The sequence below is a fragment of the Dolichospermum sp. UHCC 0315A genome (genome assembly GCF_008121535.1).
Taxonomy (GTDB): domain Bacteria; phylum Cyanobacteriota; class Cyanobacteriia; order Cyanobacteriales; family Nostocaceae; genus Dolichospermum; species Dolichospermum lemmermannii.
Genome location: NZ_CP043056.1, coordinates 1,274,530 through 1,298,142 on the forward strand (window position 1 = coordinate 1,274,530; position 23,613 = coordinate 1,298,142).

Genomic DNA, 23,613 nt, shown 5'->3' on the forward strand with positions numbered 1-23,613 from the left:
ATACACTATTCTATTTTGACTGAAATTGCTAAATTAGCTGTTAGAAAATGTTGTAGTTCTTGGATCTGTTGATCACATTTGTTGATATCAAACTTATAAGGAAAAAGTGTGATCACGAATAATCTTCCTTTTTGCGGTCAATAATATCAATTATCAAAAAACCCTGATCTGTTTTTTTAAATAGTAACCGCACAGTGGGATCTACTTTGACTACCCACGTATCTGTATCCTCAAGTTTATCAGACTTTAATCGCTGTGATTTATCAACATCTATAGGAATCCGGTTTGATTGTTGTTCATTATACTGAGACTCAATCGTTGATTCGATGGGGTTTACGGTTTACAGCTTGTTCAAAAATCAAATAGTAGCCCTATAGCTGCTTTATTACTTTAGAAACCCTATTTTTCTGACTTGATGGCATGGTTTCATAAGCCATCAAAGCTTTTTCTCTAAATTGCACAGTCATATTTATATCTCCATAAACTAGCAGCAGGGGAAGAAATCAAAGGTTTACCCCTATATCATAGCCTTATTTAATCGCTTCATTAACGTACCCTAAAATATAGTGCGATAGCGAAACGCTCCGTAGGAATCGCTATCCTCAATTTCATTAAATTGGTCTGGGAGAACGATCGCACTTTTTAAATCTGGGCAAATCCAAGACGTTATTTAACTACAAATTGCCAGACTCTAATTTTTTCTTGATTTGATCGAGATAGGCTTTTCCATCACGAATATTAGGATATCCTGATTTAATCCATTGAATTAAAGCCTCACCAAGCACAAGCACCCTTTTTTGAGATTCATTCCATTCTTGAATAGTGCCGTATACGGTAACTGCCAAAGATACACCAAATGTGAAAGGAGCTAATGCAATACCTACGATACCCCAAAATGCCTCAACTCCTGCTGCGTTCCATACACCCTCCCAAAACACCTTGCTAATAGATTCAGCATTTTGCATTTTTTCTGCTGGAACACCCATAATCTCACAAATTATCAGATTCATCTCATGTAATCTTGCTGGGAAAAAAGTAACAGAAGAAAAAGGAATGAGTGCTGATGCTGCATTGCCTTCTGCATATTCAGTCACTATTCTTCTGGCTACTTGCTCTCTTACTTGCAAAATATTACTCTCAATGTTTGTTAAAGCTTGTTTAGCTGGATCAATCACTTTAATTAAGGTGCTACTGTAATCAGCGTGATTATACAACCAGTTCATCAGGTCTTTTGGAGGTGGCTGTCTCTTGTACGATTCAGAATCAGCATCAAAAAGAGATGCAGAACCAAAAACAATATCAGTTTCAATATTGTTTACAAAAGGTTTCATCTTTGATTTTATAACTTCAAGAATTCGTTCTTTGTCAGCACGGGGTTGGTTTTGAAATTTATCATACTTATTAAAAAAGACGACAGTAGGAAGTCCGGGCATAATTTTGGTCGCCCATCTAAACAACTCAAGTTCTGGTTCATAGGGCTGATCATCTATTACAAGTATCTTTACGTGCGCTCGACGAATATTTTCTTTGGCTTCTTCATCATCAGCCAAGTTGTGCATAATACCGGGCGTGTCATGGATTTCCCACTTATCAAGTTTTATTGAACCATTAGCTTTTATGGCTGTACCTTGAATAACATCAGTTTTGTAAACATCAGCTTTTAAGAGAGAATTTGACAAAGATGATTTACCCGCGTTTACCTTACCCATTACTACTATCCTGATATGTTGCTCTTGGAGTGCTTCAAGAATTGCGTCGAGAGTATTAAAATCATCAATAATCTGTGAAGATTCACTTTCACTTATATCTAAATTTACTAATTGAGTTTGAAGAGGCTTTAGTTTTCCATGAATATCTTCTCGTATTGATTTCAAAGATTCCAAACGATTAGCTTGTAATGTCATAGTTTTTCCCTTTCCTTAAAGACTTGAATGTTGATTGATTGGGTTTCGATTACATACCCATCATACCTGCACTATATCGCACTACTATAGTATTTTTTCTGTTTTTATACATAATTTTTTATATAACGTCTGTATCCAGGTATTAGACAGAGTTTTTCTGTAGTAAGCTGTATTAACACAGTCCCATCTGGGTTTTTGCTCTCAATGTAGCAAATCACTAATCAAGTTATGATAGTAAATAGTCTGCTTGTAAATTATGAAGGTTAAAGAAGTTCTCAAAATCCTGGAAGCAGATGGTTGGTATATAGATCGCACCAGAGGTAGTCATCGTATCCTCAAACATCAAAGCAAATCAGGTATCGTAGTTGTACCTGGAAAACCAAGTGATGATATTCCAGTAGGTACACTCTCATCAATTTGGAAGCAAGCAAAATTATGAACGAAAAAATGATTGAGTACACAGTCATCTACGAACGTGGACAGACAAACTGGGGTGCTTATGTTCCCGACTTACCTGGTTGTGTCAGTATTGGCGATACTTTAGCAGAAGTACAGGAAAATATTAAAGAAGCGATCGCATTATACCTAGAAGTATTGAAAGAAGATGGACAACCCATACCCGAACCATCAACAGAAGTTGGTAAAGTTGCAGTGACAATATAATCACAGCTACCGGGAAACAATCCACCATACAAGGACTAGCAGTTAAGCTTATTGATTATTAGTTAATACCAGTCAACAATTGTGAGTCCCGAAACCCTGGAAAACTCCTTGATATTGTGAGTAACTAAAGTTGCTTGCAATGCTATGGCTGTACCAGCAATCAAAACATCCATTTGACCGATTGGAGTTCCTTGCTGCTCCAACTCAGCACGAATTTTAGCAGCAGCAAGAGCAGCTTCTCTATCAAACAAAACCAGGTTAACCCGACTCATAAGTTCTTGAAGTTGTTGAGTGCGTTTTGCGGGTGAAGTGGACTTAGCAATACCAACTTGTAATTCAAAAAGAACAATCGTAGGAATACTAATTTCTTGAGCAGAGACATTAGCAAAATTTTCAGCAACTTGTCCTTGACCTTTGAAATAATAAATCAGTGTGTTGGTATCCAAAATGTACATCTAAAGGCTCTCCCGTAGAATGTCTTGTCCTGATTCGGTGCGAATTTCTTCTAAAGTGGGAAAGTCATCTTTCCAAGTTCCAGCAAGTGAATAAACTAATTCTGACCAAGATAACTCGTCAATATTTTTAACAGTTTGACTGTTATTTAGATGTTTAGCACGGATAAATTCAGCAAAATTCAGAATCTCATCAGCTTGATCTGGAGGAAGAGTTTTGACAAGTGCATAAATCTGTTCAGCAATAGTCATAATAGAGTTTTAGATAAAATCAGGTCGGTGAAATTATTTTATCGTAGATGCAACTACTGAGACAAAAATCCACTATGCAAACACTAGCCGTTACTGAAACTATCACCACCATCGCTGAAGCAGAAAAACGATTTGGCTTGAGTCGCAGCGAATCTGAGGATTTTTTTACAGAATGGCATAATCAATTACCTGAAATTAATCCCAATGACCGCACAAACCTAGAAATTCTCTGGAAACGTTATCTTTATCATCGTTCAGGTGGACATTTATTAGAAAGTACGGTGATGCTATTACTCGTTTCTCCATTACTTACAGTTGCAGGTTTATATGATCCACCTTTTCGCATCAAAGCAGAAGAATCTGTACAAATAACAATAGCTGATAGTGAAGAAACCCTCCAGGGTCGAATAGATTTACTGGTATTACAAGACCGCTTATGGGTAATTGTTTTAGAATCCAAAAAAACCATGTTATCAGTTTGGTCAGCATTGCCACAAACCCTGACTTACTTAATGGCTAGTCCCAACACTAATCTACCTAACTTTGGAATGTTAACCAATGGCGACGATATTGTGTTTGTCAAACTAGAAAATCAACACTATGCCATATCACGAGTATTTGCCCCACTGTCTACCCAAAACGAATTAGAATCTGCCTGTCGAGTTCTGTACAAAATTGCCGAAATAGTAAAATGATAAAAAAGTGTAAAATTAGGGAAAGAGGAAAAATACTATGCTAACCCAAACAGATTACGCCCTCTGGATTGAAGAGACAATTAATCTATTGAAAGAGCAAAATTATCATAGTGTTGACTGGGAAGACTTAATTGAGGAGATTGAAAGTTTGGGAAGGAGTCAAAAGCGAGAATTGCGAAATCGGCTCATCACAATGTTAGAACATTGTCTTAAACTTTGTTATTCAGACTACGTTCAAGACTATCGTGGTTGGACAGAAACAATTAAGCGTAGTCAGCGAGAATTGAAAGGCTTATTGGAAGACTCTCCCAGCTTAAGACCGTATTGGGATGAAATATTTATAGAATGTTATATCAGCGCATTAACGACTCTGCGAGAGAACTCTGATTATCAATCTTTTTCTTTTCCTGATGATTGTCCTTTTCCTCAAGAAATAGATCAAATTTTGCAACAAACTTCTTGGCGGAAGTAGTCAGTGTAATTGCCTGTCAAGTTCTCCGCAAAATTGCTGAAATAGTAAAGTAATTAAAAAAAGCTCAGTCATACCTTCACAACTTGGGCTTTTCATATCAACGTAGGAAACCACGAATCACGTTATGATAGTGGACAGTCTGCTTGTAAATTATGATTGAGTGAATTATTCTGCCTCTGCTAATGAAATTGACATTGAGTCAATATTCCCCTTTGAATTAGATCAATTCCAGAAAGAAGCGATCGCCTCCCTCAATGCTGACCGTTCAGTAGTCGTCTGTGCGCCCACAGGCTCAGGAAAGACCCTCATCGGGGAATATGCTATCTATCGTGCCTTATCTCGCGGGAAACGGGTATTTTACACCACTCCCTTAAAGGCATTATCTAATCAAAAACTTCGAGACTTCCGCGAAAAATTTGGCTTTGATCAAGTTGGACTCCTCACCGGAGACGCTTCCATTCACAGGGATGCACCAATTTTAGTCATGACCACAGAAATTTTCCGCAATATGCTCTATGGTACACCCATAGGTCAAATCGGGATCTCCTTGACAGATGTTGAGGCTGTAGTGCTAGATGAGTGCCACTACATGAACGATCGCCAACGGGGTACAGTGTGGGAAGAATCAATTATCTACTGTCCCCGCAGCGTCCAACTTGTAGCCCTTTCCGCTACCGTTGCCAACAGTGATCAACTCACCAGTTGGTTAAATCATGTTCATGGGCCAACAGACCTGATTTACTCCGATTTTCGCCCCGTTCCCCTAGAATTTAACTTTTGTAATCCCAAAGGATTGTTTCCGTTATTAAATGAAACCAATACCAAAATTAATCCCCGCTTAGTCAAAAAGGCTAAAAAAGGATATTGGGAAAAAGGCAAAGCTGGTAGACCAGAACCGCCCGGTATTATTTATACCCTCAGCCAACTGCAAGAACGGGATATGCTCCCTGCAATTTATTTTATTTTCAGTCGTCGGGGCTGTGATAAAGCTGTCGAAGAAGTTGGTGATTTATGGTTAGTTAATAATGATGAGTCCCAAATCCTGCGGCAACAAATTGATGAATTTTTACGCAAAAACCCCGATGCTGGCAGGGCTGGACAAGTTGCCCCACTGTATCGAGGCATAGCTGCCCATCATGCCGGGATTTTACCAGCCTGGAAAGGATTTGTCGAAGAACTGTTCCAACAGGGATTAATTAAAGTCGTATTTGCCACCGAAACCTTAGCAGCGGGAATTAATATGCCCGCCCGGACAACAGTAATTTCTACTTTGTCTAAGCGGACTGATAATGGACACCGCTTACTCAATGCTTCGGAATTCCTGCAAATGGCAGGTCGCGCTGGTCGTCGGGGCATGGATCTCCAAGGTTATGTAGTGACATTGCAGACACCCTTTGAAGGAGCTAAAGAAGCGTCTTATCTAGCTACATCTAAGGCTGATCCCTTAGTTAGTCAGTTTACACCCAGTTACGGCATGGTATTGAACCTGCTGCAAACTCACACCATAGAAAAAGCCAGAGAACTGATAGAACGGAGTTTTGGACAATATATGTCCAACTTGCATTTGCAACCAGATTTTGAAGAACTGGCGCAAGTTCAAGGCGAATTATCGCAAATTCAGTCACAATTGGCAGCTATTGATGAAAATGAATTGATGCAATATGAAAAATTGCGTCAACGGCTGAAAGTAGAACGGCAAATTTTCAAAACCTTGCAAGAACAAGCACAGGAAGATAGACAGGCACAACTGGCAATGATGCTAGATTTTGCCATATCTGGAACTATGTTGAGTCTCAACGACAGAAACGCCATGTCACCCCTACCGATAACAGTAGTGTTGGTTGACAAAGCCGTGAGTGTGGGTGAAACATCTTACTTTGTCTGCTTAGGGCAAAATAACCGTTGGTATGTAGCAACTTCAGCAGATATATTAGATATGTATGCGGAAATACCACGGGTAGAAGTTCCAGCGGAGCTAATACCACCTTCAGAATTGAGCTTGAAACGAGGACAATCAATCCGTGGTGATGAAAGCACGATAGCGATCGCTCAGAGTATACCCAATCCTGAAGAATTTAATCATCTACCGACAGAGGTACAGGAGCAACTCAGTCGCTTAACTGCGGTTCAAGAACAGTTAGAAACCCATCCCATTTATAAATCGGGGAATATTGCCAAAATATTTAAAAATAGAGCGCGTTGTGTGGAACTAGAAGCAGAACTTGAACATTTACAAGAGCAAGTATCATTACAATCCCAACGATATTGGGAAGAGTTTCTCTGTTTAATTGAAATCTTGCAATCCTTTGAATGTTTAGATAATTTAGTCCCCACAAAATTAGGACAAATTGCTGCGGCTATTCGCGGTGAAAATGAATTATGGTTAGGTTTAGTTCTGTCCAGTGGAGAGTTAGATAATATTGGTCCCCATAACTTAGCAGCAGTAATAGCCGCTTTGGTGACTGAAAGCCCCCGTCCAGATACAAAAGTTGACTTTAATCTATCTCCAGAAGCGGACGCAGCTTGGTTAACATTGCAACCCATTCGTCGTTCTGTATTAAAGGTGCAGTATCGTCATGGGGTAGCCTTACCGGTGGGTTTGGAAACTCGTTTTATCAGCTTAATCTCTTTGGTGGAACAGTGGGCATTAGGGGTAGAGTGGAAAGTATTATGTGAAAAAACCACTTTAGATGAAGGAGACGTAGTGCGAATTTTACGCCGCACTCTGGATTTATTATCTCAGATTCCTCATGTTCCTAATTTACCAGATATGTTGCGGCGGAATGCTCAACGGGCGATGCAGTTAATTGATAGATTCCCTGTGAATGAAGCAATGGAGTAATCAGTTAAAAAATCTCTAATTTACAGACCATATTTAAATAAAACCATTGTGGGACGGGCATCTTGCCTGTCCGAGTTGTGTAATTTGAATATGCTATTGCTGACAATTATAAATTTAAGTAGTTATTCTTAATCTGTTCAAAAATCATTAACGCTGTTTTTGAGTAAAAAGGTTAAGTAAATGCAAACGCTAATTAGACTCAAAATTGAAAGATTTATTGAAGATGGGCAAGAATATTTTGTGGCTACAAGTGAGGATTTACAGGGTTTAGTTACAGAAGGAAGAACAGTACAAGAAGCTATAGAAATTGCTGAAGATGTAGCTAAGGTATTATTAGATTTAGAGAGAGAGAAAAATCAGAATTTTTATCTCCAAGATTTACCTTCCCAATTTGAATATCCGCTAATTATGGAGGTGTGATGGGAAGATTAGCAGGGTTTTCTGATCGAGAAGTAATTAGGAAGTTAGGAAAACTAGGTTTTGAGTTTTACCGTGCAGCAAAGGGAGATCATGAAATTTGGTTTAATCCAGAAACAAATCAAAAAACAACTATTCCTCATCATCGAGAGATTAAGGAGGGAACACTGAGAAGTATTTTAAAACAAGCTCAAGTTGATGTTGATATTTTTCTGGATATTTAGTTATTAGAGCTAACAAAATCAAATAGGAGTATTACAGATGTGGTTTACTGTTACATATCCTCTTGATATTTCACTAACAATGTAGGAATATAATCATAGCCATCAACACCAATAATGGCAATCATTTTGGGGCGATTTTGTTGGAGTAATAATTGGAATTTGTCTGTACCAATTTGTCCCCTAATAATAGTCAATAAACCAGCAGGTTGTCGCCATTCATCAGAAGCAATTTGTTCTAAAAGATACATTCCCAGACTACCAGTATAACTGGCTTTTTCATAATTAGCCATAAGATAATTAGCTTCAGCTAAATATGCTAAATTTCTGCCTTGTAAATACAAATCACCAGAAACTTGGGCGGCTTTAAAGGCATTTTCTAAATAGTTAATTGCTGTTGGATATTGTGCGGTAACTAAATAAGCAATTCCTAAACTACTAAAACATAAAGCTTGACTTTGTAAATCATTTAATTTTTCTGCTAATTTTAAACCTTGTTCTAGATAGTTAATAGCAGATTCATAAATTTCAGGCTCACTTATTTCTGTTTGTTTGGCTTGCATGACTTCGCTATAACCTAGATTTACTAAAGCGTTAGCTTCTCCAGTTTTGTCCCCGGTTTGTCTACTAAAAATTAATGCCCGTTGACTATAATTAATGGCTTCACCATAATTTTGTTGTTGCACATAAGTCCGACTCAGATGGTTAAGATTGGCGATTTCACAGATTTTATCTCCGGCATTTCTGGCTATTTCTACGGCTTGTTGATGAAAATCAAGGGAGCGATCATATCTGCCTAAACCGCGCTGGGAATACCCCAATAATGTCAAAATCCGGGCTTTTTCTTGAGTACCTTCGGCAGAACGTAAAGGGGCATCTAAATAATCTAAAGCATCCCGCAAATAACTACCAGAAAATGAGGCAAAAATCCCACCGTAAAGGGGAAAATAAGGACGTTGGGCAAAGGTTCGCAAAATTTGCAGCATGATTTGGGATGCACCATTGCTATATATTGCTGCTTGATTTTGAAAACCGCTGGCTAATTGACTCCAAATTACGGCAAAGGTTAAAAATGTGGAAATAGATAATTTAGGCCCTGCTTGAATATCATAAGCTTGTTCATCAAACCAATTAATTAAACCCCTTTGTAAAAACTGTAAAACTATTGTTAATTCTACCCAATTACTCAAACTAATTTGCTGTTGTTGTTGAGCAAATTCCAAAGCAGATTGTTCTTTGGCTAGAATCTGAAAAAATGCTTGGGGAACTTCACTATTAACTACTTTAGCCCAACTTGCCCAAGGACTATTTTCTCCAGGTACACCTCCAAATCCTAATGAATTTTTGCGTTCATACATCCAATTCAGTAAATTTGCTTGGATTCTTTGCCAAGAAGCGATACCATGATTAATCCCGTCAGCAATTTGCTGAAAATCTTGATTAGCACCGGCAAATTGTTGTAAAGATTTGGCTAACTGTTGAAGTTGAGACAAATTTAAGGGATACTTCAAATTGGGATCAGTAGCTCGTAGCAAAGCCGTTAATCGCTCATCTGCGGTGGCTGTGGTAATTTCCCGCACAGATAGAGATATCGCTTCAGTGGCTTTATTTTGTTCTTGCCACCGTTGCCATTGTGTTTGGATGGTTTTGGCAGCGCGTAAGCTGCGGGTGGCTTTGGCTTTTTTCAGTTCATCGGTTTCCGAGTCTACCTGAGATTGTATCGTATTCAGGCGATCGCTCAAAACTAACTCAAACACCTCTCCAGTCCCGGAAGTGATACCTTTGAGCAACATTTGATAAACCTGCTCTACAGAGCTAATCTTACCCTTGAGGGTGGTTTCGATAATATCGTTAATTAAAGCGAGATAATGCTCGCGCAATGGTAAAGGGTCTGACACTTTAGCTAATAGAGAACATCACAACAATTCTTATTGTAGTCCCGATGATAATCATATTTGACCTGATAATTTTTGAATCTTTACCTAAATCTGGATTTTCTATACCTCTGTTTTAGTGGAAATTTTCTAAAGCTATAACATTACACCTAATACAAGCAATTACTCAGGGACATATATTATCTAAAATTAATACAATCCCTGGTAATATTTACAGTATATTTGTCCGATAAATTCGTGATCAATTTTCTCGTTGTTTCTTGATAATTTTCTCGAAAATCTCATTTATTCCTGGATGTAATAAGCAATGAGTTTGTAAGGTTTTTAACTAACTAATATTTTGATTTCTTAAGTGACATTTTCAACTAATTTATCCGGTTTTTACCACTTTCTTTATGAAAGGATAAGCATAAGTAAGTCAAAATCATCATTAGGATGTATTTAATTATGGAGCAAATTCGAGATAATAGGCAAAACATATTTAGGAAATGAGTTTATGGACCCGACTTCTCTTATTCTTGCAGCATTGGTAGCTGGCGCAGCAAAAACGGCTGGCAGTGTAGCTCAAGATACTTACGACGGATTGAAAGCTTTGATTAAGCGTAAATTCGAGAGCCAAGGCAAAACAGATTCAGCTACTATTTTGGATAAGTACGAACAAAAGCCCGAAAAGACGAAAGCTCTTTTAGAAGATGAATTAACTGAGGTTGGGGCTGATAAGGATGAAGAAATTATTAAACTAGCTCAAAAATTAATGGAGCAATTAAATCCTCAAGCAGCCGCAGAGGGGAAGTTTAGTGTACAAATTTCTGGAGGTACAGTTCAGGGTTTGACACAGAACAATCCTGGAACAATAACTCAGAACTTCAGTTAATTTATAGAGTATTTAGAAAATGACTGACGATAATTTTGTTAATATCTCTGGAGGTAACGTTCAGGGGTTTATCCAAGAAAATCATGGAATTGTCTCTCAATACTTTATTTCCCAAGTATCTGAGTTGTTTAGTGGGCAAATATCTGGTACACAACAGCCCTTAACTCAAGTAGAATACGGACAGAGGAAAGTTTTACTCAGTAAAGTCAAAGAATATTGGATTGAAGGGGTTTTAGAAAAGTCATTGCATACCCAAGCCATGATTGAACTTGGTCTAGAAAAGCGATTAGATGCAGTAGAGCGTCCATTTAGTGGCTTTGAAGAATTACCAGAAGAGTCTAGACAAATTTTACCTAAAGGAACAGGTGCAACTGAAGTTTTCAATCAAATAGGAGAGGGAAGAACTCTGTTAATTTTAGGAGAACCAGGGGCTGGGAAAACCATAACCCTCCTGAAACTAGCACAGAATTTGATTGCTCGTGCTGAAGCAAATTTGAGTCGGCTGATTCCAGTGGTGTTTAATTTATCTTCTTGGGGGAGTAAACGGCAAACCATTGTCGAGTGGCTGGTACAAGAACTTTGGCAAAAATACCAAGTTCCTAAAGAAGTAGGTAAAGACTGGGTTAAAAATCAAAAACTGCTACTGTTGCTGGATGGTTTAGACGAGGTAAAAGTTGATCTGCGAGAAGCTTGTGTCGAAGCTATCAACCAATTTATGCAAAATTACGGACAAACTGAAATGGTGGTTTGTAGTCGAATTGCCGATTATGAAGCTCTTTCTAATCGTCTGCAATTACGAGGTGCAATTTGCATCCGCTCATTAACTATTCAGCAGGTTAATCAATATTTAGACACTGCTGGTGAACAACTAGAAGCAGTCAAGGCTTTGCTTGAGGAAGATACCGCACTGCAAGAGTTAGCCAAGTCTCCTTTAACGCTTAGTATTATGACTCTGGCTTATCAAGGTAAAAATGTGGCAGAACTATCTCAAACGGGTTCGGTAGAAGCACGCCGCGAACACCTATTCAATGCTTATATTGAGCGAATGTTCAAACGCAGGGGAGTTAATCAGCAATACCCAAAAGATCAGGCAATACACTGGCTAAATTGGCTGGCGCAAGGGATGTCTCAAACATCTCAATCTACCTTTTTAATTGAGAAAATACAGCCTAATTGGTTGCAGTCTCCTCTGGAAAGAAGACTTTATCGCATTGGAACTATCCTAATTGGGATACTGATTATTGGATTGATCTTGTTTTCAAGTGAGACTTTAGATTCACATAACAACATGATTACCCGTTACAACGTAGTAACGATGGATGCAGCAATCTGGGGTCTAATTTTATGGTGGAATTTCGGCAGGGGTAAAGCAGAAATAGAAACTTTTGAAACTTTGACATGGCCTTGGAAAAAAACAGGAAAAGAGCTACTTGATGGCTTAATCTCTGGACTAAAGTGGAGTCTAATTTTGTCCCCGATTGGGGTGGTGTGGTGTGGTCTAACTTGGAAAGAGCCAAAAGGTTACGAGAAAATAATAGTATTTGGAATAATTTTAGGATTAATCTTTGCGCTACTTATAGGATTGATTCGTGGGTTGAGAGGCGCAGAAATAGAGACAAAAACTGTTCCCAATCAGGGAATTTGGATATCTGCTTTTAATGCAGGGATTATTACATTAGTTAGCTGGTTGATTTTGTTCCCAATTATTTATAAGTGGTTTCCTCAAGGGGTACAATCAAAAACTTCTATAATAAGTTGGGGACTAATTTTAGGGCTACTTTTTGGCGGTGGAATATCCTGTATTCAACACTTAAACTTACGACTTATTCTCTGGATTAACGGTTTTATCCCTAGTAATTTGGCTCGCTTCCTCGATTATGCCAGTGAGCGTATTTTTCTGCAAAAGGTGGGGGGTAGTTACATCTTTATTCATAGGATGTTACTGGAACATTTTGCAACGCGAATCCAGCCTACACAATCTGAAATTAGGAATACCAATCAAACTATAAAAGTCATTTTTATTGGGGGAATAATTATTGTTGCTAGTCTTATTTATTATCATATTTGTTCAACTGCTGCGGAATATCAATTACGGTATCAAGCAAATATGCTGATTTCAACAATGGATTCAGTTCGCAAGTATAATAATGATAAAATTACACCTTTATTAAAAACACAATCAGAACAAACATTTTTGCGGGAAAGCATTCCCACCTTCGCTGTAAATCAAGTGTTTGATATATTTACCAATGCCTATAAAGATGATTATGGAGATTACCGTTATAAAGATGCGATGATTAATCCGACTAATCCTAATGATAAGGCGACGCTTGAGGAATTCAAAATTATTGAGACATTGAAACAACAAGATTTAGGTAATCAAAGTCAACTAGCAGGTTCAAACATCAATCAAGGATATGCAAAGATAAATGGTAAGAAATATTTCTATACATCTCGTCCCATAAAAATTACTGATAAGAATTGTTTGAGTTGTCATTCAACTCTAGAGAAAGCACCTCAATCACTACAGCTTCTCTATAAACAGGGCAAATATCTTGGTAATCAAGGATTTGATTGGGAATTTAATACAGTTATCGGAGCTAAGGTTGTTTATGTTCCTACAACTCAAGTGGATAATATAGCTCAAAGGTGTTTTATCATTTTGCTAGGAGTTCTGATGGGAACATTTGCTGTAATGATCATTATGAGGAGGATATTGATCTAAAACCAAATCAATTTTACTTCTGACTCCTGCTGGATTATATCTTCTTGTCATGTAATAAATAAGTCATCATTTCCCCTTTGCCTTTAATTTTAATTAAACCCCGTTTTTCCAGCAAATATTTATCTTTCAACAACTCATATGTAGCTTCACAAATCTGGATATTATCTGGAATACCGTGGGATTCCATTCTACTAGCTGTATTCACCGTATCACCCCACAAATCATAGGCAAATTTCTCTATAATAATCTTTTACAGGTATCCGCAGGACATTCAATTATGCCGCATTTATTTGAGCCATTAAATCAACGCAGTGTTAACTTTCCCAATCGCATTGCGGTGTCACCCATGTGCCAGTATTCCAGCGAAAATGGCTTTGCAAATGACTGGCATCTCGTTCACCTTGTCAGTCGTGCTGTGGGCGGTGCAGGGCTGATTATGACGGAAGCAGCGGCAATTGAGCCACAAGGACGAATTACACCGCAAGATTTGGGAATTTGGCAAGATGCCCACATTGAAATGCTGGCGAAAATTGTCGAGTCACTACATCATCATGGGGCTGTAGCTGGGATTCAGCTTGCTCATGCCGGTCGAAAAGCTAGTACCACAGCACCTTGGGATGGAGGTGGAGAGCTTTCTGAATCTGAAGGAGGATGGACTCCAATTGCTCCCAGTCCTATTCCCTTTAAATTAGAAAGTCCTGCTCCTAAAGCATTGAGTATTGAAGATATTAAAGAACTGATTGCATCATTTGTAAATGCGGCTCAACGTTCCCTAGCAGCCGGATTTAACTTAATTGAAATTCACGCGGCTCATGGTTACTTGTTGCATGAATTTATGTCTCCACTGAGCAATCAGCGGACAGATGAATACGGTGGCAGTTTTGAAAATCGGATTCGGTTTTTATGTGAAGTAGTTCAAGCCGTGCGAAACATTTTACCAGATCAGATGCCGCTGTGGGTGCGGATTTCTGCCATTGATTGGATTAGTGATGGTTGGGATATTGAGCAAAGTATTGCCCTCTGTCATATTTTAAAATCCCTGGGTGTTGATTTAATAGATTGCTCATCAGGGGGAATTGTCCCTGGAGAGAAATTTGTCCTTGGTGCTGGTTATCAAACGGCCTTTAGCGATCGCCTTCGCCGCGAAGCTAAAATCGCTACCGGAGCAGTGGGCATGATTACAGAACCGGCACAAGCCGATCAGATCCTTCGCACTGGACAAGCAGACATGGTGTTAATCGGTCGAGAAATGTTACGTGATCCTTACTGGGCAAGGCGGGCTGCAAAGCAACTACGCCAACTTGTATCAGTCCCCAAGCAGTATGATCGCGCCTGGCATTAAGAACATCTAAAACCAAATTAATATGAAGCTGCATAGAATACAATATCAAGAATAATTGACCGCAGATAAACGCAGATAAACGCAGATAAATATGGATGATTATTATTCTGTGCAGTCTCTCAATCCCCGTTTTGCGTTATGAGTAGTTACATCAGTGTAACTGGATTGAGAGAAAATAAATGGCTCGTCACCCGACTTTAACTTTTGATCGTGGCACGTTAATTTTACACCCACCACCACGAAGTAAAACTTGGATAGATTATGCAATTTGGGATGATAGAATTGAAAAATTCCGTATTCCGGCAATTAGATACCGTTCCTTAGTGGAAGCACTCCAAGCTGAAGCCACAGATTTTATTGATGAAGCCAAGGCTTTTTATCCCTTAGAGTTGGTTGCCAGTTTAGAAATGACTCCCTATCCTCACCAAAATGAGGCGTTAGCGGCTTGGAAACTCGCAGGACGACAGGGGGTAGTGGTGCTACCGACAGCAGCGGGTAAGACCTATTTGGCGCAAATGGCGATGCAAGCCACACCGCGCACCACGTTAATTGTCGTCCCCACGTTGGATTTAATGCACCAGTGGTATGCTCACTTAGTAGCGGCTTTTCCTGACGGGGAAGTAGGTTTACTGGGGGGTGGTTCGCGGGATAGAACCGCAATTTTAGTTGCTACCTATGATAGTGCGGCTATTCACGCAGAAAGTTTGGGTAATAAATATGCGTTAATAATTTTTGATGAATGTCACCATTTACCTACAGATTTTAACAGAGTTATTGCGGAATATGCGATCGCTCCCTATCGGTTAGGACTGTCCGCAACCCCAGAACGCACAGATGGTAAACACGCTGATTTAGATATCCTCATTGGTAAAGAAGTTTATCGCAAATGCGCTGAAGATTTAGCAGGAAAAGCTTTAGCTGCTCATGAAATTGTGCAAATTAAAGTTAAATTATCCCAATTAGAACGAGAAAAATATAATCAGTTAATTCAAACTCGCAATGATTTTTTAAAGCAATCAAAAATATCTTTAGGAAGTCTCCAAGGTTGGCAAATGTTTGTGCAAATGAGTGCGCGTTCTCAACCTGGACGTAGGGCAATGTTATCACATCGTCAAGCCAAAGAAATCGCTTTAGGCACAGATGGTAAAATCCGGGTACTTGTAGACTTATTAGCCACCCATTATCCCGAAAGAATTTTAATTTTTACCGCTGACAATGCCACAGTTTATCGCATTTCTCAAGACTTATTAATTCCCGCGATTACTCATCAAACACCAGTCAAAGAAAGACATGAAATCCTAACTAAATTTAAATCAGGTGAATATAATACTTTAGTTGCTTCTAATGTCTTAAATGAAGGTGTAGATGTCCCCGCAGCTAGTATTGCCATTATTTTATCAGGAACAGGTTCAACGAGGGAATATATTCAACGTTTAGGGAGGATTTTACGCAAAGGTAATATAGAAAATAAACAGGCAATTTTATATGAAGTCATAGCCGAAGATACCAGCGAAGAAGGAACTTCAGCCAGACGCAGAGGAGAAAATAATAGTCAACAAGAAAAACCGCAAAGAGCAAATTTACAAGTTGTTTATAGTAGTGAAAAGAAAAGCGATTTAAAAGCAGCAGAACAGTTAGAAATTAATTATTCAACCGAAAAGAAAGATGTTACCAACAGACCTACTGATACACCGCCAAAACGGCGAAGAAATTATCCCAAAAAGACTGAAACTTGATCAAAAACATTTGAATCTAGCAACTGAATTAATTAGCTTTTTTCAGGAAGCAGTCGGAAAAACTCAAGGATTATTAGAACGTCAGTTAGCAGACTTTGAAGGAGATACCACAGATTACCGCATGAAACGGGGTTTAGCTTATATTCTGAAAAGTGGTTTTTGTACATTTGAAGTAGTTAGTCCCCTCGAACCTCCCATGTTAAGAGCAAAAGTATTTGCATTAGCAGCAAAATCCGTTGCTAGTCGAGAATCAACTGATATTATTTTAAATAAAATTGCTGATGATTTAAGTCAAGAACTCAACCAAGAAGTTTTACCTGCTCAAATAAAAAATGGACTTTATGCTGATTTATCAGAAAATAAAATTTTAACTGCTTTTGATGCACCTAAACCAGAAGAAGTTTTACATCGTTATAATTTATCTCAAGTCCAAGGAGTTTTTTATAAAGCTAGTCAATTAGTATTAAATGCACATCGCAATGTTCCCGGAGAATATAAACTCTTATTTCGTTATTTAAAGCTATTTCAACTAATGGCTTATATTGAAGGTGATGCTGATCATGGTTTTACAATTAGTGTGGATGGTCCTACCAGTTTATTTACTCCCAGTACCCGCTACGGTTTAGCCATAGCCAAACTAATTCCGGCTTTACTTCATGTCACCAAATGGAGTTTATCAGCAACCTTAAAAACCCGTGATTCTTATACAAACGAATGGAAAACCGGACGATTCACCCTCAATTCAGAATGTGGATTAGTATCCCATTATCCCCCAGGTAAACCCTATGATAGTATGTTAGAAGAATCCTTTGCGAGTAAATGGGATGGCTTAAAAAGTGGTTGGATCTTAGAACGAGAAGTAGATTTAATTCCCATTCCTGGTAGTGTGATGATTCCCGATTTTCGGCTAGTTCATCCAGACGGACGGGTGTTTATCTTAGAAATTGTCGGTTATTGGCGACCAGAATATTTACAAAAGAAATTTGCTCAAGTAAGAAAGGCAAATTGTGATAATTTGATCTTAGCAATTTCCGAAAGATTGAACCTAGAAAAAGCCGGAGTCAAACTAGATAACGTTCCCGCAAGAATAATTTGGTTTAAAGAAAAACTCTTACCAAAATCTGTATTAGCCGTCATGGAATAATCAGAATTTTATATGAAACTGTACAGAATCATAAAAATCTGCGTTTATCTGCGTTTATCTGCATTTATCCGCGTTTAATTAATAATAAACTTAACTAACAACAGTTACAGCCCGCAGTTCTTCTTGAAAAACTCGGCGTAGTGTATCTTCATCTAAGGGGGGTTTGGCTTGATCAAGATATTCTCGTAACGCTTGGTTCATCATTGTTTGATAACCTTTCCCTTCAGCGTCTCCTTTTTGTCTAAACGCTTCCAAAATATCATCATCAATATAGATGGTAATACGAGTTTTACCTTGTTGTGGGATAATCGCACCCCGTTTAGCCTGATCAAAATCATATTCCGGTTTCATATTCACGTCTCTCCTTAGGAGTAGCAGGACGGGCAGAAATTAAGCGAATGTTATCACCTCGATAGGTATAGACTACTACTAGCAACCGCCAAAGGTGATCCATCCCCATAATAATAAATCGTTGTTCACCTTGTGCTGATTGATCTTCAAAAGAAAGTGCATAAGGATCGAACAAGACGGCCTCAGCATCAGAAAAACTGACTCCGTGTTTTTGTAAATTGCTTTTAGCTTTTTCAGGATTCCATTGAACTTGCATACATATATTATATGTATTTGTGAGAATTATGTCTAAGGAATCGTAAAGTCTATTTTGACTAGAAATCTTATTCCATACAGTGAATAAGGTGCGTCAGAGAGAAGATATCTGTTTTTTACCAAATTATCGGGTCTGACGCACCCTACAAACTACTCTCTGTGCCTTGTGCGTCTCTGCGTGAAAAAAATTCAAAAAAGAATATTATTTCCCTTTAGCAGATTTAAGAGATAACAACATCTCCATTTGAGTCAGAGATTTACTAGGACTATTAACAGTCACACCAATACCACGAATAGAATCGAGAATAGCAGTAGCGTCCGCCGGTAAAGGTTGACTTTGAGCGGATAAACGCTCAATTATGGTTTTGGTTTTTTCCATATCTAAATAGAAATAACCACCATTGGGTTTTTGTAAAGAACCTGTAACAGTTTTAAAAGTATCACTTTGATCAAGTGATGCACCTTTGCGATCTGCCAGTATTTCCGCAACGGGTCCACCAATAGCCAGAAATGCTGTATTATCATTGAGCCAACCATGTGCCACTAGAGCGCCTTGTTGGGGGATTTGCCATTCTGTGACATTTTTACCGCCAATGGTTCTTTGAGCGACATTCAGGCGTTGCTGTTTGGCAAAATTATCGAGTTTAGTGAAAGTGGCTTCAGCAGTTTTGCGATCGCTCGTATCTAATACTAGCGCACCTCCAAAACCGGTATTAGCTAATAAACCTTGATTAGATTGAATTGCACCTAAACCAAACTCTCCATTCATCCAGCCAAAAATATCTTTATCTAAATCAATTTGCAGACTTTTTAATTGAGTCCGCGCTTGTTGTAGTCCTTGATTTAATTCCGGATAATCTTTAGATTGTTCCACAAAAGTTTGCCAACTTTTACTAATACCTTGTCCACTAGCTAAAGCCAAAGTTTCACTGGGGAATTGTCCCACAATTTTGGCGGGAGTAGTTTGATATTCAAATTTATTCAGTTGGGGATCTAAATTCACAATTGCTTTTAATCTTAATCCGCCATCATCTATGCCCACACCTGCTGTCAGTGATTTGACTTGCTTAATTTGCGCGAGGGTTTGTGGAGGTAATTGTTTAGATTGAGGATTGAAAGCAGTTAATTGTTGTACCATATTGGCATAATCAGGAACATAAATTTGCGCTAAACTGTTTTTAACATCCACACCTTTGCTAAGAATATCATTTGCCCCTTCTTTACTTGCAAAAGAAGGTTCACCTTTATAGGTATCAATCGCTTTTTCTACAGATTGTTTATTGGATGTAAACAGCAAATGGTCATTATTCAAAACTGTTACATAAGTCGGTTGACCTTGACCAGTAGATTCGATAATTTTTTGACCTTTGTAGTCCGATTCCTGAATTTTGACGTTTTTTTGGTCTTTCAACTTATTGGCAAATTTCAAAGCAGCTATTTTATCTTTAATCCCTACCACTAACAAATAATTTGGGGCTTCGGAGGTAGGAAAGTTATTCTCGGATACTTTTTTTGCATCTGGTGGTAGTACCGCAATCATCACCCCACCAACCCAAGGTTTGATATCTGCTTCGTAAGAAATTTTATGATCATTCAACATTTGTTGGTTGAAACTCTGGAATTCTTTTGTCAGTAATTTCTGCGCTTCCGGTGTACCAAACTGCTGTAACTTATGCCAGGATTCAGGATTAGTGTCAATATAAGTTGCCATTAGAGCAGTTGCAGGTACTAATTTAGCACTACCTAAAGGACTAGAACTATCACCACCACCCTTTAGATACATATAAGCTGCTATGCCTCCTGCTATAATTACAGCAGTACTGATTACAGGGATTAAAAATGATGATTTCTTTTCAGACATTGGTAAATGCTCCTTGTTGTTGTAAATTTTATTGCAGAATCTACGCAATGATCATTGGTAGACAGAGGATTTTATCTAATGGAGAACCCATGAAAAACAAGTATATTTTGGGGATTTTGTCAACTTAGTTGACATCAGTAAATATCGCATATTGAGTATAAAAGGGTTGAAAATACCTGGCGGTTAGAGACAGTTTACAATCAAGTGGTGAAAAAACATAATTCCCAGAGATTTTGATGTTTAAATCCTTTTTTTATCCCTAATTTCCGCTAATTTTACGGTAATTGCTGATATAATTAACGGTTTATGCTCACCAAAAAGTTGTAATTGGGTCTAAATAATACTCCATTATGGTCAAGGCTGAATCCGCAAATGATATCTTATTCCTGTGAAAACAATAGTCAATTTCTCATCTCCAAGTTATTCTAAAACTAATCTATATGGAAAATTAGTAGTATTTGTACTCAATAACAAATGATCACGGATCAAGATTTTCTTGAATCAAGGTAGCGAAGAATTTGCTGATCAAAAAATGTCATACTACGCTACACTTCTTTACTTGTATGATTTACATCCCATTAAATCTTTTAGAATTAGAAGGCTAGAAATAATAAATGTTGCAGTTTTATTTTGATACCGAAAAAACCGGACACAAACGTTTTGAATTACCAGGGGCAAAACCACACTATAACCCTGACCGACCTGGACAGGTAGAACATATTTTTCTGGATCTGAGTTTGGATATCCCTAACCAAAGTTGCTACGGAACTTGTAGTATTCGCCTGTTACCAGTGCGGAATGGGATTGATAGATTGACTTTGGATGCGGTAAATCTGAAGATCACCGCTGTACAAGTAAACGCAGTTGAGCAAAAATTTGAATATGATGGCGAAAAACTTGGTATCTACCTGTCACAACCCACTGAAATTGGTCATCGTTTGTTAATTGCGATCGCCTACGCCGCCGAAAAACCCCAACGGGGCATTTACTTTATTCAACCAAACAAACACTACCCCCACAAACCGACCCAAGTCTGGACACAAGGAGAAGACGAAGATTCTCGCTACTGGTTTCCCTGTTTCGACTACCCTGGACAATTATCAACTTCAGAAATTCGCGTTCGTGTTCCCAATCCCTTAGTAGCTATCTCCAACGGTGAACTAATTGACACCGTAGAGGAGGCAAAATACAAAACCTACCATTGGTCACAACAACAAGTTCATCCTACCTACTTGATGACCTTAGCCGTTGGTGATTTTGCGGAAATTCGGGACGAGTGGCATGATAAACCCGTTACCTACTACGTCGAAAAGGGACGAGAAGCAGATGCTCAACGCAGCATGGGCAAAACTCCCCAAATGATTGAATTTCTCAGTGAAAAGTATGGTTATCCTTACGCTTTCCCCAAATATGCTCAAGTTTGCGTAGACGACTTTATTTTTGGAGGCATGGAAAATACTTCCACAACTCTATTAAGTGACCGATGTTTACTAGACGAACGAGCAATATTAGATAATCGTAATACCGAAAGTTTAGTTGTCCACGAACTTGCACACCAATGGTTTGGGGATTTGGTGGTAATTAAACATTGGTCCCATGCTTGGATTAAGGAAGGTATGGCGTCCTATTCAGAGGTAATGTGGACCCAACGGGAATATGGCGACCAAGAAGCCGCATATTATCGGTTAAAGGAAGCGTGGAGTTATTTAAGTGAAGATAGCAGTCGCTACCGCAGACCCATGGTAACTCATGTTTACCGGGAAGCAATTGAACTTTATGACCGCCACATTTATGAAAAAGGATCTTGTGTTTATCACATGATTCGGGCAGAATTGGGCGATGAATTATTTTGGCAAGCAGTCCAAACATTTGTTCAAGACAACGCCCACAACACTGTCGAAACTATAGACTTATTAAGAGCAATTGAAAAAGCCACAGGACGAAATTTGGCTTTCCTGTTTGATCAATATGTCTATCGTGGTGGTCATCCTGATTTTAAAGTAGCTTATGCCTGGGATGGTGACGCAAATTTAGCGAAGGTGACAGTCACCCAAACCCAAGCCAAAGCCGATAGTAAGGATTTATTTAATCTCAGGATTCCCATTGGTTTTGGATATAAAGAAAATTCCCAACTCACAACTTTTACAGTTCGGGTACATGAAAAAGAACAAAGTTTTTACTTTCCACTAATACAAAAGCCTGATTTTATTAGCTTTGATGTGGGCAATAATTACTTAAAAACAGTCAAGTTAGAATTTCCAATTTCCGAATTAAAAGCCCAATTAGAATTTGATCCTCATCCCATTTCTCGCATTTATGCTGCGGAAGCTTTAGCGAAAAAAGGCGGATTAGAAGCGACTTTAGCCCTATCCTCAGCTTTGAAAAATGAGCCTTTTTGGGGTGTGCGGGTCGAAGTTGCTAAGGAATTGGCAGAAATTCAATTAGATCAAGCTTTTGATGGTTTAGTAGCTGGATTAGATGATCCTAGTCCCTTTGTGCGGCAGGCTGTGATTAGTTCTTTAGCGCGAATTAAAACTCATGATAGCTATAAAGCTGTAAAGAGTGTTGTCCAACATGGGGATGCCAGCTACTATGTAGAAGCTGCGGCTTGTCGGACTATTGCGGCTATAGCAGCGGCACATTTGGAAGATAAACCCCATGAAGACAAGGTAATCAAGTTACTCAAATCTGTTTTAGAAGAACGGGCTGGTTGGAATGAAGTTGTCCGCAGTGGGGCTGTGGCTGGTTTAGCTGAATTCAAATCCTCAGAAGCAGCTTTAAGTTTATTACTGGAATACACGAAAGCTGGGATACCGCAACCATTACGTCTTGGTGCAATTCGCGCTGTTGGCAAAATTTCCACTGGTCAAACTCCCGCTAATATCGAACGAATTTTAGACCGATTAGCGGAAATTGCTAGAGAGACTTTCTTTTTAACTCAGGTAGCGGTTTTAACAGCCTTGGGACAAATGGAAACTCCCAAAGCCATTGGTATTTTGCAATCTTTAGCCAATCAAACCGCAGATGGCCGTGTTCGTCGCTATGCTGAAGAGGAAGTGACTAAAGTGCAAAAGAATATTGGCACAGACAAAACCCTGAAGCAATTACGTGAGGAACTTGATCAAATTAAACAGCAAAATCAGGAATTGAAAAGCCGGCTGGAAAATTTGGAAGCGAAATCAAATTCAGAGGGAACAGGGAACGGGGAACGGGAAACAGATAAGAGGTTTTGAGCAACTTTACTTTTCGTTACATATTACTCTTCGAGAAGCCGCTCCGCGTCTACGGTTTTTTCCGTTCACCTACTTAGTCTGTCAAATTTATTTTGACGAGTTTTTGGTAGTGCGGGCATCTTGCCCGCTAATCATCAAGGATGACTAAAAACTTTTTGGATTTTTAGGTGTCAATTCCGGGGTTTTCAGCCTATTTTCTGATAACTCTACTTTAGGTAGTAGAAATATTTTTTGAGGTTGAGTAGTCTTAAATTCATTAATGCCTGAAAAACGTATATG

At 38.6% G+C, this 23,613-nt stretch carries 21 protein-coding genes; 13 read left to right on the forward strand and 8 right to left on the reverse strand.

Annotated elements, in window-relative coordinates:
* Nucleotides 1–674: 674 nt before the first annotated feature.
* A complete protein-coding gene (locus tag BMF77_RS05820) occupies nucleotides 675–1,904 on the reverse strand; it encodes a GTPase domain-containing protein (protein WP_148761363.1) in 1,230 nt (409 codons plus the stop codon).
* Between the two features lie 256 nt (nucleotides 1,905–2,160).
* Here BMF77_RS05820 and BMF77_RS05825 point away from each other — a divergent pair, with 256 nt between their 5' ends.
* Nucleotides 2,161–2,343 (forward strand): type II toxin-antitoxin system HicA family toxin, encoded by a 183-nt coding sequence (locus tag BMF77_RS05825; protein ID WP_148761365.1) that lies wholly within the window; start codon nucleotides 2,161–2,163, stop codon nucleotides 2,341–2,343.
* Nucleotides 2,340–2,567, forward strand: a complete 228-nt coding sequence (locus tag BMF77_RS05830) for a type II toxin-antitoxin system HicB family antitoxin (protein WP_015078601.1) — start codon at nucleotides 2,340–2,342, stop codon at nucleotides 2,565–2,567. The genes BMF77_RS05825 and BMF77_RS05830 overlap by 4 nt, the downstream gene beginning before the upstream one ends.
* 62 nt (nucleotides 2,568–2,629) lie before the next feature.
* On the opposite strand, the gene BMF77_RS05835 is transcribed toward BMF77_RS05830, so the two are convergent.
* Together BMF77_RS05835 and BMF77_RS05840 are read right to left on the reverse strand one after the other, a co-directional pair.
* On the reverse strand, nucleotides 2,630–3,022 hold the full coding sequence (locus BMF77_RS05835) for a type II toxin-antitoxin system VapC family toxin (RefSeq protein WP_148761368.1): 393 nt from the start codon (nucleotides 3,020–3,022) through the stop codon (nucleotides 2,630–2,632).
* On the reverse strand, nucleotides 3,023–3,271 hold the full coding sequence (locus BMF77_RS05840) for a DUF2281 domain-containing protein (protein ID WP_148761369.1): 249 nt from the start codon (nucleotides 3,269–3,271) through the stop codon (nucleotides 3,023–3,025).
* 74 nt (nucleotides 3,272–3,345) lie between these two features.
* Here BMF77_RS05840 and BMF77_RS05845 point away from each other — a divergent pair, with 74 nt between their 5' ends.
* The 5 genes from BMF77_RS05845 to BMF77_RS05865 all read left to right on the forward strand — a co-directional run bounded on the left by BMF77_RS05845 (nucleotide 3,346) and on the right by BMF77_RS05865 (nucleotide 7,921).
* Entirely contained in the window at nucleotides 3,346–3,966 is a 621-nt protein-coding gene (locus BMF77_RS05845; RefSeq protein ID WP_148761371.1) for a type I restriction endonuclease, read from the forward strand.
* 37 nt (nucleotides 3,967–4,003) lie between these two features.
* On the forward strand, nucleotides 4,004–4,438 hold the full coding sequence (locus BMF77_RS05850; protein ID WP_015078603.1) for a DUF29 domain-containing protein: 435 nt from the start codon (nucleotides 4,004–4,006) through the stop codon (nucleotides 4,436–4,438).
* Nucleotides 4,439–4,598: 160 nt separating this feature from the next.
* Nucleotides 4,599–7,280 (forward strand): RNA helicase, encoded by a 2,682-nt coding sequence (locus BMF77_RS05855; protein WP_148761373.1) that lies wholly within the window; start codon nucleotides 4,599–4,601, stop codon nucleotides 7,278–7,280.
* Nucleotides 7,281–7,460: 180 nt separating this feature from the next.
* Complete coding sequence (locus BMF77_RS05860) at nucleotides 7,461–7,700, forward strand: type II toxin-antitoxin system HicB family antitoxin (RefSeq protein WP_148761375.1); 240 nt, start codon at nucleotides 7,461–7,463, stop codon at nucleotides 7,698–7,700.
* Complete coding sequence (locus tag BMF77_RS05865; RefSeq protein ID WP_148761377.1) at nucleotides 7,700–7,921, forward strand: type II toxin-antitoxin system HicA family toxin; 222 nt, start codon at nucleotides 7,700–7,702, stop codon at nucleotides 7,919–7,921. The genes BMF77_RS05860 and BMF77_RS05865 overlap by 1 nt, the downstream gene beginning before the upstream one ends.
* A gap of 50 nt (nucleotides 7,922–7,971) precedes the next feature.
* Here the strand turns inward: BMF77_RS05865 and BMF77_RS05870 are convergent, their stop codons facing one another.
* The gene (locus BMF77_RS05870) at nucleotides 7,972–9,816 is read right to left on the reverse strand and encodes a tetratricopeptide repeat protein (RefSeq protein ID WP_148761379.1); all 1,845 of its coding nucleotides are present in this window, start codon (nucleotides 9,814–9,816) and stop codon (nucleotides 7,972–7,974) included.
* A gap of 493 nt (nucleotides 9,817–10,309) precedes the next feature.
* Here BMF77_RS05870 and BMF77_RS05875 point away from each other — a divergent pair, with 493 nt between their 5' ends.
* Nucleotides 10,310–10,687, forward strand: a complete 378-nt coding sequence (locus BMF77_RS05875) for a hypothetical protein (RefSeq protein WP_148761381.1) — start codon at nucleotides 10,310–10,312, stop codon at nucleotides 10,685–10,687.
* A 19-nt stretch (nucleotides 10,688–10,706) separates the two neighbouring features.
* Nucleotides 10,707–13,412, forward strand: coding sequence for a DUF3365 domain-containing protein (locus tag BMF77_RS05880; protein ID WP_148761383.1), 2,706 nt, complete (start codon nucleotides 10,707–10,709; stop codon nucleotides 13,410–13,412).
* 34 nt (nucleotides 13,413–13,446) lie between these two features.
* On the opposite strand, the gene BMF77_RS05885 is transcribed toward BMF77_RS05880, so the two are convergent.
* Nucleotides 13,447–13,617: an adenylate/guanylate cyclase domain-containing protein gene (locus BMF77_RS05885; RefSeq protein WP_371735365.1), complete on the reverse strand. Its 171-nt coding sequence runs from the start codon at nucleotides 13,615–13,617 to the stop codon at nucleotides 13,447–13,449.
* A gap of 72 nt (nucleotides 13,618–13,689) precedes the next feature.
* Here BMF77_RS05885 and BMF77_RS05890 point away from each other — a divergent pair, with 72 nt between their 5' ends.
* From BMF77_RS05890 to BMF77_RS05900, 3 genes are all read left to right on the forward strand, one after another.
* Nucleotides 13,690–14,754, forward strand: a complete 1,065-nt coding sequence (locus BMF77_RS05890) for an NADH:flavin oxidoreductase/NADH oxidase (RefSeq protein ID WP_148761385.1) — start codon at nucleotides 13,690–13,692, stop codon at nucleotides 14,752–14,754.
* A 179-nt stretch (nucleotides 14,755–14,933) separates the two neighbouring features.
* Nucleotides 14,934–16,490 (forward strand): DEAD/DEAH box helicase, encoded by a 1,557-nt coding sequence (locus tag BMF77_RS05895; RefSeq protein ID WP_148761387.1) that lies wholly within the window; start codon nucleotides 14,934–14,936, stop codon nucleotides 16,488–16,490.
* Nucleotides 16,420–17,634 (forward strand): DUF790 family protein, encoded by a 1,215-nt coding sequence (locus BMF77_RS05900; RefSeq protein ID WP_148761389.1) that lies wholly within the window; start codon nucleotides 16,420–16,422, stop codon nucleotides 17,632–17,634. The genes BMF77_RS05895 and BMF77_RS05900 overlap by 71 nt, the downstream gene beginning before the upstream one ends.
* Nucleotides 17,635–17,724: 90 nt before the next feature.
* Here the strand turns inward: BMF77_RS05900 and BMF77_RS05905 are convergent, their stop codons facing one another.
* From BMF77_RS05905 to BMF77_RS05915, 3 genes are all read right to left on the reverse strand, one after another.
* A complete protein-coding gene (locus tag BMF77_RS05905) occupies nucleotides 17,725–17,985 on the reverse strand; it encodes a BrnA antitoxin family protein (RefSeq protein ID WP_148761391.1) in 261 nt (86 codons plus the stop codon).
* Complete coding sequence (locus BMF77_RS05910) at nucleotides 17,969–18,241, reverse strand: BrnT family toxin (RefSeq protein ID WP_148761393.1); 273 nt, start codon at nucleotides 18,239–18,241, stop codon at nucleotides 17,969–17,971. The genes BMF77_RS05905 and BMF77_RS05910 overlap by 17 nt, the downstream gene beginning before the upstream one ends.
* 201 nt (nucleotides 18,242–18,442) lie before the next feature.
* A complete protein-coding gene (locus BMF77_RS05915) occupies nucleotides 18,443–20,101 on the reverse strand; it encodes a DUF3352 domain-containing protein (protein WP_148761395.1) in 1,659 nt (552 codons plus the stop codon).
* Between the two features lie 614 nt (nucleotides 20,102–20,715).
* On the opposite strand from BMF77_RS05915, the gene BMF77_RS05920 reads away from it, so the two are divergent.
* Nucleotides 20,716–23,334 carry a M1 family metallopeptidase gene (locus BMF77_RS05920; RefSeq protein ID WP_148761397.1) on the forward strand — a complete coding sequence of 873 codons (2,619 nt, stop codon included), beginning with the start codon at nucleotides 20,716–20,718 and terminating at the stop codon, nucleotides 23,332–23,334.
* Nucleotides 23,335–23,613: the final 279 nt, after the last annotated feature.

Coding starts and splice junctions, on each gene's coding strand:
- BMF77_RS05900 (WP_148761389.1), top strand. CDS start 16,420: ATGTTACCAACAGACCTACTGATACACCGCCAAAACGGCGAAGAAATT.
- BMF77_RS05865 (WP_148761377.1), top strand. CDS start 7,700: ATGGGAAGATTAGCAGGGTTTTCTGATCGAGAAGTAATTAGGAAGTTA.
- BMF77_RS05840 (WP_148761369.1), bottom strand. CDS start 3,271: ATGACTATTGCTGAACAGATTTATGCACTTGTCAAAACTCTTCCTCCA.
- BMF77_RS05920 (WP_148761397.1), top strand. CDS start 20,716: ATGTTGCAGTTTTATTTTGATACCGAAAAAACCGGACACAAACGTTTT.
- BMF77_RS05850 (WP_015078603.1), top strand. CDS start 4,004: ATGCTAACCCAAACAGATTACGCCCTCTGGATTGAAGAGACAATTAAT.
- BMF77_RS05845 (WP_148761371.1), top strand. CDS start 3,346: ATGCAAACACTAGCCGTTACTGAAACTATCACCACCATCGCTGAAGCA.
- BMF77_RS05910 (WP_148761393.1), bottom strand. CDS start 18,241: ATGCAAGTTCAATGGAATCCTGAAAAAGCTAAAAGCAATTTACAAAAA.
- BMF77_RS05880 (WP_148761383.1), top strand. CDS start 10,707: ATGACTGACGATAATTTTGTTAATATCTCTGGAGGTAACGTTCAGGGG.
- BMF77_RS05875 (WP_148761381.1), top strand. CDS start 10,310: ATGGACCCGACTTCTCTTATTCTTGCAGCATTGGTAGCTGGCGCAGCA.
- BMF77_RS05820 (WP_148761363.1), bottom strand. CDS start 1,904: ATGACATTACAAGCTAATCGTTTGGAATCTTTGAAATCAATACGAGAA.
- BMF77_RS05915 (WP_148761395.1), bottom strand. CDS start 20,101: ATGTCTGAAAAGAAATCATCATTTTTAATCCCTGTAATCAGTACTGCT.
- BMF77_RS05825 (WP_148761365.1), top strand. CDS start 2,161: ATGAAGGTTAAAGAAGTTCTCAAAATCCTGGAAGCAGATGGTTGGTAT.
- BMF77_RS05905 (WP_148761391.1), bottom strand. CDS start 17,985: ATGAAACCGGAATATGATTTTGATCAGGCTAAACGGGGTGCGATTATC.
- BMF77_RS05890 (WP_148761385.1), top strand. CDS start 13,690: ATGCCGCATTTATTTGAGCCATTAAATCAACGCAGTGTTAACTTTCCC.
- BMF77_RS05835 (WP_148761368.1), bottom strand. CDS start 3,022: ATGTACATTTTGGATACCAACACACTGATTTATTATTTCAAAGGTCAA.
- BMF77_RS05895 (WP_148761387.1), top strand. CDS start 14,934: ATGGCTCGTCACCCGACTTTAACTTTTGATCGTGGCACGTTAATTTTA.
- BMF77_RS05830 (WP_015078601.1), top strand. CDS start 2,340: ATGAACGAAAAAATGATTGAGTACACAGTCATCTACGAACGTGGACAG.
- BMF77_RS05860 (WP_148761375.1), top strand. CDS start 7,461: ATGCAAACGCTAATTAGACTCAAAATTGAAAGATTTATTGAAGATGGG.